This window comes from Streptomyces sp. WAC 06738, from assembly GCF_003945505.1.
In the GTDB taxonomy this organism is placed as follows: domain Bacteria; phylum Actinomycetota; class Actinomycetes; order Streptomycetales; family Streptomycetaceae; genus Streptomyces.
Genome location: NZ_CP029618.1, coordinates 3,301,696 through 3,313,702 on the forward strand (window position 1 = coordinate 3,301,696; position 12,007 = coordinate 3,313,702).

General features: G+C 75.3%; 9 protein-coding genes and 1 pseudogene. 5 read left to right on the forward strand and 5 right to left on the reverse strand.

All coding sequences use genetic code 11. The features are described from left to right. The first annotated feature begins 243 nt into the window (after positions 1-243). The 3 genes and pseudogenes from DMB38_RS14035 to DMB38_RS14045 all read left to right on the forward strand — a co-directional run bounded on the left by DMB38_RS14035 (position 244) and on the right by DMB38_RS14045 (position 4,871). Positions 244-1,167 (forward strand): DUF3027 domain-containing protein, encoded by a 924-nt coding sequence (locus DMB38_RS14035; RefSeq protein ID WP_125935474.1) that lies wholly within the window; start codon positions 244-246, stop codon positions 1,165-1,167. A gap of 114 nt (positions 1,168-1,281) precedes the next feature. Then, positions 1,282-3,982, forward strand: a pseudogene (locus DMB38_RS14040) (helicase C-terminal domain-containing protein). Between the two features lie 70 nt (positions 3,983-4,052). Further along, the gene (locus DMB38_RS14045; RefSeq protein ID WP_125939022.1) at positions 4,053-4,871 is read left to right on the forward strand and encodes a MerR family transcriptional regulator; all 819 of its coding nucleotides are present in this window, start codon (positions 4,053-4,055) and stop codon (positions 4,869-4,871) included. On the opposite strand, the gene DMB38_RS14050 is transcribed toward DMB38_RS14045, so the two are convergent. Then, positions 4,858-5,370: an SRPBCC family protein gene (locus DMB38_RS14050; RefSeq protein WP_240662214.1), complete on the reverse strand. Its 513-nt coding sequence runs from the start codon at positions 5,368-5,370 to the stop codon at positions 4,858-4,860. The genes DMB38_RS14045 and DMB38_RS14050 overlap by 14 nt on opposite strands. 121 nt (positions 5,371-5,491) lie before the next feature. Here DMB38_RS14050 and DMB38_RS14055 point away from each other — a divergent pair, with 121 nt between their 5' ends. Together DMB38_RS14055 and DMB38_RS14060 are read left to right on the forward strand one after the other, a co-directional pair. Continuing rightward, positions 5,492-5,971, forward strand: coding sequence for a DUF1801 domain-containing protein (locus DMB38_RS14055; RefSeq protein ID WP_125935475.1), 480 nt, complete (start codon positions 5,492-5,494; stop codon positions 5,969-5,971). A 172-nt stretch (positions 5,972-6,143) separates the two neighbouring features. Then, complete coding sequence (locus DMB38_RS14060) at positions 6,144-7,790, forward strand: DNA repair helicase XPB (protein ID WP_125935476.1); 1,647 nt, start codon at positions 6,144-6,146, stop codon at positions 7,788-7,790. Between the two features lie 75 nt (positions 7,791-7,865). Here DMB38_RS14060 and DMB38_RS14065 read toward each other — a convergent pair whose 3' ends face one another. The 4 genes from DMB38_RS14065 to DMB38_RS14080 form a co-directional block, all read right to left on the reverse strand. Then, positions 7,866-8,252, reverse strand: coding sequence for a hypothetical protein (locus DMB38_RS14065; protein WP_125935477.1), 387 nt, complete (start codon positions 8,250-8,252; stop codon positions 7,866-7,868). A 163-nt stretch (positions 8,253-8,415) separates the two neighbouring features. Continuing rightward, positions 8,416-9,432, reverse strand: coding sequence for a Gfo/Idh/MocA family oxidoreductase (locus DMB38_RS14070; protein ID WP_125935478.1), 1,017 nt, complete (start codon positions 9,430-9,432; stop codon positions 8,416-8,418). Positions 9,433-9,471: 39 nt separating this feature from the next. After that, on the reverse strand, positions 9,472-10,425 hold the full coding sequence (locus DMB38_RS14075) for a TIM barrel protein (RefSeq protein WP_125935479.1): 954 nt from the start codon (positions 10,423-10,425) through the stop codon (positions 9,472-9,474). A gap of 70 nt (positions 10,426-10,495) precedes the next feature. After that, on the reverse strand, positions 10,496-12,007 hold the full coding sequence (locus DMB38_RS14080) for a CoA-acylating methylmalonate-semialdehyde dehydrogenase (protein ID WP_125935480.1): 1,512 nt from the start codon (positions 12,005-12,007) through the stop codon (positions 10,496-10,498).

A 12,007-nucleotide genomic window follows, 5' to 3' on the forward strand; every position in this document is an offset into this window, starting at 1 on the left:
GCGCATGCGGTCATCCGGGGTGCCGCGGGTGGTCCGTACGGGGCACGGGGCAGGCCGGCGGGGGGCGCAGGGGCGCGGCGGGGGCCCATGGCGCCGGTGGGCGTACGGACCCGGCGCGGCGCCAGGTAGGGTGAACGACGCGCCTCTGTGTGTCGTGAGGATACGAGCGTTGACGCGGCCCCCTGTCCGCTCCCTCGGCTCCCGCGCCCGCCCGGCCGTCCGTACCGAAAGACTGTGAGCCAGATGAGCCCTGCGAACAGCCCCGCCAAGACGACCGCCGTGCGCGGTGCCGCGGTGCGCAGCCGCGTCACCCCCGACCAGCAGTGCGCCGACGCCGTCGACCTCGCCCGTGCGGCGGCCGAGGAGGCCGCGGGCGCGGAGCAGGTCGGCGAGCACATCGGCGTCACCGCCGACGATACGCGTGTGGTGACCCACCTCTTCGAGTGCCGGCTGCCCGGCTACCGCGGCTGGCGCTGGGCGGTGACCGTCGCGCGGGCGTCCCGCGCGCGGACGGTCACGCTCGACGAAACGGTGCTGCTGCCGGGCCCTGACGCGCTGCTGGCGCCGGAGTGGGTGCCGTGGCACGAGCGGCTGCGCCCCGGCGACCTGGGCCCCGGCGACCTGCTGCCGACGGAGGACCAGGACCTGCGGCTGGAGCCGGGCCTCGCGGTGGGCGACGAGGAACTGGAGCCGGCCGAGGCCGAGGAGCGGGCCGGAGCCGCGGAGCCCGAAGGCGAGGCCGCCGCGGAGGGCGCGGAAGGCGCCGGGATGGAGGCACGCCCGGTCGCCGCGGCGGCGCCGCCCGGCGGCGTACCGCGGCGCGCGGAGATCGGCGCCCTCGCCGACGAACTCGGCATGACCCGCCACCGGGTGCTCTCCCGCTACGGGCTGCACACCGCCGCGGACCGCTGGGAGGACGAGTACGGCCCCAAGACGCCGATGGCGCAGGCCGCGCCCGCGTCCTGCGTGAGCTGCGGCTTCCTCATGCCGATCGCGGGCTCGCTGCGCCGCGCCTTCGGCGTGTGCGCGAACGAGTTCTCCCCGGCGGACGGCCACGTCGTGTCGCTCGCGTACGGCTGCGGCGCCCACTCGGAGGCGGCGGTGATGCCGAAGCCGATCGAACCGGCACCGCCGGTGCTGGACACGATGGGCGCGGACCCGACCTAGGGGCTGCCCGACCCCCGCCGTACGGTCGCCGCCTCCCGCCGGAGGCGGTGCCGCGCACCGCCAACCCCGCCTCCGTCCGGTGCCGTACGCCCGGCGAGGACTACTGTGGAGCGGATGACGACCGGCAACCCCGCCCGGACCCTCGCCGAGGAGCTCCGCGGCCGACCGGACACCGCGCTGGCCGGGCTGCTCCGCGCCCGGCCCGATCTGCTCACCCCCGTACCGGGCGACCTGACCCAGCTCGCCACCCGCGCCGGCACCCGCGCCTCCGTCGTCCGCGCGCTGGAACGGCTCGACCGGTTCACGCAGCAGACCGCCCAGGCGCTCGCGGTCGCGCCCGACCCGTGCCCGTACGACGTGCTGGCCGGGCTGATGGGCGACGAACCCGACACCGTGGCCGCGCTGCCGCGCGCCGTCGCCGAACTGCGGGCGCAGGCGCTGGTGTGGGGGGACGAACAGCGGCTGCGGCTGGTGCGTACGGCGCGGGAGCTGCTGACGCCGCAGGCGTCCGGGTCGGCCACGGGACTGGGGCCCGCCGCCGCGGAGGTGGCGACGGGGATGTCGCCGGGGCGACTGCAGCAGGTACTGGCGAACGCGGGGCTGCCGGCGACACACGACCCCGTCTCGGCCGCGGAGTCGCTGACCGCGCTCTTCTCCGACCCCCGGCGGATGGCGGACCTGCTGGACCAGGCGCCGCCGGAGGCCGTGACGGTGCTGGGGCGGCTGACATGGGGCCCGCCGTACGGCACGGTGTCGGCGCAGCCGCCGGCGCACGTGCGGTGGCTGCTGGACCGGGGGCTGCTGCTGCCGACCGCGCCGGGCAGCGTGCTGCTGCCGCGCGAGGTGGCGCTGCACCTGCGCGACGGGCGGGCGCACCGCAGCGTGGCGGCGGTGCCGCCGGAGCCGGTGGCGGCCGGGACGTACGGGATGCGGGTCGTCGACGCGACGGCAGCCGGCCAGGCGGCGGTGGCCGTCGAGACGGTGGAGGAGCTGCTCGGCCAGTGGGCGACGGCGAGCCCGCCGGTGCTGCGGGCCGGCGGCCTGGCCGTACGGGACCTGAAGCGGACGGCGACCGCGCTGGACGTCGCGGAGCCGCAGGCGGCGTTCTGGGTGGAACTGGCCTACGGGGCCGGGCTGCTGGCCTCGGACGGGGAGACCGACGAGCGGTACGCGCCGACGCCCGCGTACGACGAGTGGCTGGCGCTGCCGGCGGCCGAGCGGTGGGCGGAGCTGACGGCGGCGTGGCTGGCGGCGACGCGGACGCCGGGGCTGGTCGGCGGCCGGGACGGCAAGGGCCGGGCGCTGTCGGCGCTCGGCGAGGGCCTGGACCGCGGCGCGGCACCGGAGGTGCGCCGCGCGGTGCTGGGGCTGCTCGCGGTCCTCCCGGAGGGCACGGCGGCGACGCCCGACTCGGTGGTGGCCCGCCTCCGCTGGGAACGCCCCCCGCGCGGCGGACCCGCGGCGGAGGGCGAGGAGGAGGACCTGCGCACGCGGCTGGCCCGCTGGACGCTGGAGGAGGCCGAACTCCTGGGCGTCACGGGCCGCGGCGCCCTGGCCACCCACGGCCGCGCCCTGCTGAGCCCCCCGGAGGAGGAGAGCCCACCGCCGGCCGCGCCCGAAGCGGACACCGCCGACGCCGCACCCCCGCCTCCCCCACGCACCCGCCCAAGGGTAGGCCGCCCCTCCGACAATCACCCCGCTCCACCCCTCGCCACCAGCACCGACGCCCCCGCCACACCCGCCACCGGCGCCACGCCCGCCGCCGGACTCCCCACCGGAGCCCCGCGGCACCCCGCCCCCGCCACCCCCGCGGAAGCCCGCGCCGCCGCCCTCCGGGCCGCCCACGCGCTCGCGCCGCTCCTCCCCCGCCCGTCGACCACGTGCTGCTCCAGGCCGACCTCACCGCCATCGCCCCCGGCCCCCTCAAGCGCGAACTCGCCGCCGTGCTCGGCGTGCTCGCCGAGGTCGAGTCCAAGGGCGGCGCCACCGTCTACCGCTTCACGCAGAGCTCCGTACGCCGCGCCCTCGACGCCGGCCGGTCTGCCGCCGAGCTGCACGACTTCCTCACCGCCCACTCCCGCACCCCCGTGCCGCAGCCGCTCAGCTACCTCATCGACGACGTCGCCCGCAAGCACGGCCGGCTGCGGATCGGCGCCGCCGGCGCGTATCTGCGCTGCGACGACGACGCGCTCCTCGCCGAGATCGTCGCCGACCGGCGCGCCGCGGAACTGCGGCTGCGCCACCTCGCGCCCACCGTCCTCGTCTCCCCCACCCCGCCCGACGTGCTGCTGGCCCGGCTCCGCGAGATGGGTTACGCCCCCGCCGCCGAGTCGCCCGACGGCGCCGTCCTCGTCGCCCGGTCCGCCGCCCACCGCACCCCGCCCCGTACGCCGCCCGCGCCCGTCCCCGACGGCCCGCCCGCCCCGGACACCGCCCTCCTCGCGGCGGCCGTCCGCGCCGTACGGGCCGGAGACCGCGCCGCCACCGCCCCCTCCGCGCCCCCCAGACCCCGCAGGACCCCCGGGCCGCGGAAACCCCGCGGGCCCCGGACGCACCCCAGACGCAGGCCCCCGGCGGCCTCCCCCGCACCCCCGCCGCCGAGACCCTCGCCGTCCTCCAGGCCGCCGTCCTCGGCAACGCCGCCGTCTGGATCGGCTACGTCAACGCCGACGGCGCCGCCAGCCAGCGCGTCATCGCCCCCGTCCGCGTCGAAGGCGGCTACGTCACCGCGTACGACCACACCGCCGACGAGGTACGCACCTACCCCCTCCACCGCATCACCGGCGCCGCGGAGCTCGCCGACGACACCACCTGAAGCGCCGCGCGGCAGCACCCGGGCGTGCCTTGACCCTCACACCGTGTCAGCCCCTGCACTGGAGTACGTCATGTTCACCATCGGAGAGTTCGCCCGCCACGGCCGCGTCTCGGTCCGCATGCTCCGCCACTACGACGCCCTCGGCCTGCTGCGCCCCGCCCGCGTCGACCCGCACAGCGGCTACCGCAGCTACGAGGCCGCCCAGCTCAGCCGCCTCAACCGCATCGTCGCCCTCAGGGACCTCGGCTTCAGCCTCGGCCAGATCGGTTCGATACTGGACGAGAAGCCGACCGCCGAGGAGCTGCGCGGCATGCTGCGGCTGCGCCGCGCGGAGCTGGAGACCGCCGCCGCGGACGCGGTGCGACGGCTCGCCGGGGTGGAGGCGCGGCTCCGTACGATCGAGAGCGAGGGCCGCATGTCCGCCACCGACGTCGTCCTGAAGTCCGTCCCCGCCGTCCGGGTCGCCGAGCTGAGCGGCAGCGCCGCGAGCTTCGAGCCCGCCGACATCGGCCCGGTGATCCAGCCGCTCTACGACGAGCTGTGCCGCCGCCTCGACGCCGCGGGCGTCGCGGTCACGGGCCCCGGCGTCGCCTGGTACGAGGACGCGCCCGACGGCACCCTCACCGTCCACGCGGGGCTCCAGGTCGGCGTCGAGCCGTCACCGGCGTACGACTTCACGGTCACCGACCTCCCGCCGCTCTCCACCGCGGCCACCGTCGTCCACCACGGCGACATGGACGCCGTGCTGCCGACCGTCCAGGCCCTCGCCGCCTGGATCGACGAGAACGGCTACCGCTCCACCGGCTACGCCCGCGAGCTGTACCTCGAAGTCCCCGACTCCCGCGCCGACTGGGTCACCGAACTCCAGGAACCGGTCACCCCCGCCTGACGCCCGCCGGCCCGGCACCCGCCCCGCCCGGACGGGGCCCCACCCCGTCCGGGCCGCGCGCCGCCCCGTACTCCCGTACCGCGATCCGCGCCAGCTTCGTCAGCATCATCCCGTTGCGGACCGCGACCAGGTAGTCCACCGGCAGCCCGTGCAGCCTCGTCCCCGGTCCGCGCAGCGGGTGCCAGTCCAGGAAGAAGAGCGTGTTCCCGCCCCACGGCTCCAGCCGCATCGCGATCCGGGCCGCCCCGAACGGGTCGGCCTTCGCCTCCAGCTCCAGCCGCGCAAGCGGTTCGCAGACGCGGACGACGCAGGTGTCGTCGAGCGCCAGCGGGCCGGCGCCGACGCGCACCCGCAGCCGGGCGCCCACCGCGGGCCAGTGCGGGTCGGCGGAGAGGACCTGCCGGGTGCCGGTGACCCACTCCCCGTAGCGGTAGCCGTCGCTCAGCAGGTCCCAGACCCGCTCGGGCGGGGTCAGAATCAGACGGCGGCTGCGTGCCACGGCCGGCCTCCTTCGGCGTCGTCCCGGCGGTCGTCCGCGTGGCCGGTCACGGCGGAGGCGTCGCCGCCGATTCTCCGTAGGCTGAGATCAGGACCAGGTCGGACCCGAGAAAGGTACTGCTATGGCGGACGCGAAGAAGGCAGCCACGGCCGACGGCGGCGAGTCCGGCGAAGGCTTCACCGAGGCGGAGCTCGCGGCCATGAAGGAGCGCGCCAAGGAGATCAGGAAGACCAGGCGCGGCGGCCCCAAGGCCGATCCGGTGGCGGAGCTGCTGGAGAAGATCGCCGAGATGCCCGAGTCCGACCGGGTCCTCGCCGGGAGGCTGCACACCCTCATCACCGAAGCGGCGCCCGAGCTGTCGCCGCGGCTCTGGTACGGGATGCCCGCGTACGCCGCCGGCGCCAGGAACGGCAAGGGCGGAAAGATCGTCTGCTTCGTGCAGGCCGCGGAGAAGTTCGGCTCGCGCTACCTCACCCTCGGCTTCAACGACGCCGCCCACCTCGACGACGGCACCATGTGGCCCACCTCCTTCGCCCTCACCGAGCTGACGCCCGCCCACGAGAAGACGGTCACCGAACTGGTGAAGAAGGCGATGAGCTGAGGCCCGGGCCGCCCGCCCCGTCCGGCCGCCCGCGGCCCGCGGCACAGGCCGCCGGCGCGCCGCACGCTGTCGCCGCCGCGAGGTAGACTTCCCTGTTTCCCGCGTATCCCCCGGGCCCCGGGGGTCCCCGGACCGGGCGCGGCAGCAGCGGCAGCAGTGGGAGGAGGTCCGCATGTCCTGCCTGATCGTGCAGTCGGACAAGACGCTCCTGCTGGAAGTGGACCACGAGCTGGCGGAGGAGTGCCGGCGCGCCATCGCGCCCTTCGCCGAGCTGGAGCGCGCCCCCGAGCACATCCACACCTACCGCGTCACGCCCCTCGGCCTGTGGAACGCGCGCGCCGCGGGACACGACGCTGAGCAGGTCGTCGACGCCCTCGTCACCTACTCCCGCTACCCCGTGCCGCACGCGCTCCTCGTCGACGTCGCCGAGACCATGGCGCGCTACGGGCGGCTCACCCTCACCAAGGACCCCGCCCACGGCCTCGTGCTCTCCACCACCGACCGGCCGGTGCTGGAGGAGATCCTGCGGTCCAAGCGGATCCAGCCCCTGGTCGGCGCCCGGCTCGACGACGACACCGTCGCCGTCCACCCCTCCGAGCGCGGGCAGATCAAGCAGGCGCTGCTGAAGCTCGGCTGGCCCGCCGAGGACCTCGCGGGGTACGTGGACGGGGAAGCCCACCCCATCGCGCTGGTCGAGGAGGGCTGGGGGCTGCGCCCGTACCAGAAACAGGCCGTCGAGGGCTTCTGGCACGGCGGCTCCGGCGTCGTCGTGCTGCCCTGCGGGGCCGGCAAGACCCTCGTCGGCGCCGGGGCCATGGCCGAGGCGAAGGCCACCACGCTGATCCTCGTCACGAACACCGTCGCCGCCCGGCAGTGGAAGAGCGAACTGCTGCGCCGCACGTCGCTCACCGACCACGAGATCGGCGAGTACAGCGGCGCCCGCAAGGAGATCCGGCCCGTCACGATCGCCACGTACCAGGTGCTGACCACCCGCCGCAAAGGCGTCTACCCGCATCTGGAGCTCTTCGACTCCCGCGACTGGGGCCTCATCGTCTACGACGAGGTGCACCTGCTGCCCGCGCCCGTCTTCAAGTTCACCGCCGACCTCCAGGCCCGCCGCCGGCTCGGGCTCACGGCCACGCTCGTACGCGAGGACGGCCGCGAGTCCGACGTCTTCTCGCTCATCGGCCCCAAGCGCTTCGACGCCCCGTGGAAGGAGATCGAGGCGCAGGGTTACATCGCGCCCGCCGACTGCGTCGAGGTGCGGGTGAACCTCACCGACGCCGAACGGCTCGCCTACGCCACCGCGGAGGCCGAGGAGAAGTACCGCTTCTGCGCCACGACCGACACCAAGCGCAAGATCGCCGAAGCGCTCGTCGCCCGGCACACGGGCGAACAGACGCTCGTCATCGGCCAGTACATCGACCAGCTCGACGAGCTGGGCGAGCACCTGGACGCGCCCGTCATCAAGGGCGAGACCACCAACGCCCGGCGGGAGAAGCTCTTCGACGCCTTCCGCAGCGGCGAGATAAGCGTCCTCGTGGTGTCGAAGGTCGCGAACTTCTCCGTCGACCTGCCGGAGGCGACGGTCGCCATCCAGGTCTCGGGCACCTTCGGCTCCCGGCAGGAGGAGGCGCAGCGGCTCGGCCGCGTGCTGCGGCCCAAGGAGGACGGTCACGAGGCGCGGTTCTACTCGCTCGTCGCCCGCGACACCATCGACCAGGACTTCGCCGCCCACCGGCAGCGGTTCCTCGCCGAGCAGGGGTACGCGTACCGGATCGTGGACGCGGACGACGTCCTCGCCGGCGACGACGCCTGACGGCGGGCATCGACCGCCTTCCCGCCCTGCGCGGCGGGCGTACGCGGCCGGGAAGCGCCCCCGCGGGCCGCCGCGTCAGGCCGTCGTGTACCCGTAGGCCAGCATCGCGTACGTCACCGCCGGCACCGCCAGCATCCCCAGCACCAGCGCCACCCCCCGCCGCTCCCGCCCCGTCTCCGCCAGCCGCCGCCCCACCGACTGCGCGATGGCGCCCGCCGCCAGGAGCGTCAGCACCCCCAGGCCCAGCCCCGCCGCCGAGGCGGCGCTCATCTCCTGGATGCGGTCGCACGGGCCCGTGTGGTCCGGCGGCCCGCAGTACTCCCGCTCGCCGCGGAAGAGCGGGATCATCAGCGCCATCAACGCCGCGGGCAACGCCCCCAGCGCGTACGCCATCCGCCCCAGCGTCGTCGTCACGCCCACCCACGGCGGGCGGCTCAGCAGCGGCGGCTCCCCCAGTGACATCCGTATCCCCCTTTGGACACACCTGCTGCCCCAAGGAGACGTGCCGAACGGAGACGGGGTTCCCGCGGCCCGGCCCCTCCCCCCGCGGTGGGGGCCGGGGCCGCGGGAAGCGCGGCGGGCCGGGGGCGGTGCCCCGGCCCGGAAAACCGGGCGGGCGTACCCGTCAGGCGTAGAACGCCGGGCGCTCCACGAGGTCCACGTCCACCACCGCGCCCGTCCGCTGCGCCTCGACCGTCGCCGCCGCGACCGCCGTGGCGGCGTAACCGTCCCAGGCGCTCGGGCCGGTGGCCGCGCCCGCGGCCACCGAGTCGACCCACGCCTGCACCTCCACGTCGAACGCCTCCGCGAAGCGCCCGCCCCACTCCTGGTCGATCTCCGTGCCCACCCGCGCCGCCGCGCGCACCTGGGCGCGCGCCGGGTCCGGCAGCCGGATCAGGCCCGTCTCGCCGACCGTCTCGCACTGGATGTCGTACCCGTACTGGCAGTTGACGAAGACCTCCAGGTCGATACGGACCCCGCCGGCCGTCTCGAAGAGCATGAACTGCGGGTCCCGCAGGTGCGGGAACCGGCGTTCCGTGGCGCGTGGGAGGATGACCTGCGCCGACACGATCTCGTCGTCCAGCAGCCAGCGGGCCGCGTCGATCTCGTGCACGCCCGTGTCCTGCGCCGCCATCTCGGTGGTGTACCGCTCGGGCGCCGACCGGTTGCGGTGCGCGCAGTGCATCATCAGCGGCCGGCCGATGCCGCCGTCGGCGATGACGCGCTTCAGCTCCCGGTAGCCCGGGTCGTAGCGGCGCATGAACCCGACCTGCACCAGCCGCCGCCCGAACGCCTCCTCCGCGGCCAGCACGCGCAGCGCGTCCTCCGCCGTGGTCGCCAGCGGCTTCTCGCAGAGCACCGGCTTGCCCGCGGCGATCGCGGCCAGCACGTGCTCGGCGTGCGCGGCGTGCCAGGACGACACCAGCACCGCGTCCACGTCGTCCGCGGCGATCAGCGACCCCGCGATGTCGGCGGCGTCGGCGACCCGCGCACCGCCCGCCTCCGCCGCGGCCTTCTCGGCCAGCGCCGCGTCGATGTCGGCGACGGCGCTCACGCGGGCACCGCTGATGACGCGACTGATGCGCTCGATGTGCTCGCGGCCGATGGCGCCGGTGCCGACGACTCCGATGCGTACGGTCATGACTTCTTGCTCCTCGGTACTGGTTCTCAGCGGGCCGCTTCAGCGGGGGCGGCGCGTGCCGCTCAGGCCGACGCCCGCCAGGTAGTCGCGGGTACGGACCGCGATCGGCAGCGGCACGTCGGGCTCGCACGGCCACAGGTCCTGCTCGACGACCACGAACAGCTCCGCGTCCAGCCCCGACAGCGCCTCGACGATGTCCCCCGGGTTCGGCACGCCCGCGGGCGGCTCCACGGCCACGCCGCGGCTGACGGCCTCGCTGAACGACAGGTTCTCGGCCCGGACCTGCTCGATGATCACCGGGTCCATCTGCTTGATGTGGACGTAGCCGATGCGCTCGGCGTAGCGGCGGATGAGGTCGAGGTTGTCGCCGCCGCCGTACGCGACGTGGCCGGTGTCCAGGCAGAGGTTGGCGTAGCGGGAGTCGGTGGCGTTCAGGAAGCGCTCGATCTCCGGCTGCGTCTGGATGTGGCTGTCGGCGTGCGGGTGGACGACGAGGCGGACGTCGTAGTCGTCCAGGAGGATCCTGCCCAGGTCGTCGGCGGCCTTGCCGAGCGCCGTCCACTGCGCGGCCGTCAGCTCCGGCGGCTCGGTGAAGTCGCCGGTCTTCTCGTCGCGGTAGAGCGGCGGGATGAGCACGAGGTGGTGGGCGCCGGTGGCGGCGGTCAGCTCGGCGACGCGGCGGACGTTCGCCAGGGTCTCGTCCCACTCGGCGGGGCGGTGCAGGGCGCCGAAGATCGTGCCACCGGAGACCTGGAGGCCGCGCTCGGCGAGTTCGCCGGCGAGGCGCTGCGGGTCGGTGGGCAGATAGCCGTACGGGCCCAGCTCCAGCCACTTGTAGCCGGTCCCGGCCAGCTCGTCGAGGAAGCGGGTGTACGGGACCTGGTGCTCCTCCTCGGGGAACCACACCCCCCAGGAGCAGGGGGCGGAGCCCAGGCACAGGTTGCCGGCGGCGGTTCGCGCGGCGGGGCGCGGGGCGCCGGGTGCGTCGGTCATGAGGGTGCGGCCTCTCGGTGGTCGGGGCTCGTGACGGGGTTGCGGGGGTGGGGGGTGCGGGCGGGGCGGGTCAGGTGGCGGTCGGGAACGCGAACGCCGCGGCCCTGGCCGCCGGGTTGCCGCCTTCCGGCCAGCGGGTCGTGACGACCTTCGGGCGGGTGTAGAAGCGCACGCCCTCCGGGCCGTGCACGGGGCTGTCGCCGATGAGCGAGTCCTTCCAGCCGCCGAAGGAGTACGCGGCCATCGGCACCGGCACCGGCACGTTGATGCCGACCATCCCGACGTGCACCCCGCGCTGGAAGCGCCGGGCCGCGCCGCCGTCGCCGGTGAAGAGCGCGGTGCCGTTGCCGTACGGGTTGGCGTTGATGAGCGCGATCGCCTCGTCCAGGGTGGCGACGCGGATCACCGCGAGCACAGGGCCGAAGATCTCTGTGCGGTACGCGTCCATCGCCGCGCTGACGTGGTCCAGCAGCGTCGGTCCGGTGAAGAACCCCTCCTCGTGCCCGGCGACCTTCAGGTCCCGGCCGTCGACCACGACCGTCGCGCCCTGCGCCGCCGCCGAGGCGACGGCCCCGCTGACGCGCTCCTGCGCGGCGCGGGTGACGAGCGGGCCCATCTCGCTGGCCGGGTCGTCGCCGGGGCCGACGCGCACCGCGCGCGCCTTCCGCTCCAGCACCTCCACCAGCGGATCGGCCGCGTCCCCGACCGCGACGGCGACGGAGATCGCCATGCAGCGCTCGCCCGCGGAGCCGTAGGCGGCGGCGACGAGCTGGTCGGAGGCGTACTCCAGGTCCGCGTCCGGCAGCACGACGGCGTGGTTCTTCGCGCCGCCGAGGGCCTGGACGCGCTTGCCCGCGGCGGTGCCGCGCTCGTGCACGTACGTGGCGATGGGCGTGGAGCCGACGAAGGAGACGGCGGCGATGCCGGGGTGGTCGAGGAGGGCGTCGACGGCGGTCTTGTCGCCGTGGACGACGTTGAAGACGCCGTCGGGCAGCCCGGCGTCCGCGTAGAGCCGGGCGATCAGGTTGGAGGCGGACGGGTCGCGCTCGCTGGGCTTGAGCACGAAGGTGTTGCCGGTGGCGATGGCGATGGGGTGCATCCACAGGGGCACCATCGCGGGGAAGTTGAACGGGGTGATGCCCGCGCAGACGCCCAGCGGCTCACGGAAGGAGAGGACGTCGACGCCGCGCGAGTACTGGTCGGAGTAGCCGCCCTTGAGGGCGTCGGCTATCCCGCAGGCGTACTCGACTACCTCCCGGCCGCGGACGATCTCGCCGCGGGCATCGGAGATGATCTTGCCGTGCTGGGCGGAGATGACGCGGGCCAGCTCGTCCTCGTGCCGGACCAGCAGCTCGCGGAAGGCGAACATGACGCGCATCCGCTGGGAGAGCGAGCTGTCGCGCCAGGTGTCGTACGCCTTGGCGGCGGCGTTCACCGCGGCGTCGACGTCGGCGGCCTCGGCGAGCAGGACGCGGGCCTGCTCGCGGCCGGTGGCGGGGTCGTAGACGGGGGCGGTGCGGGCGGAGCCGGCCGAAACGGACGCGGTGGCGCCGCCGGCGATCCAGTGCTCGATCGTGTGCAT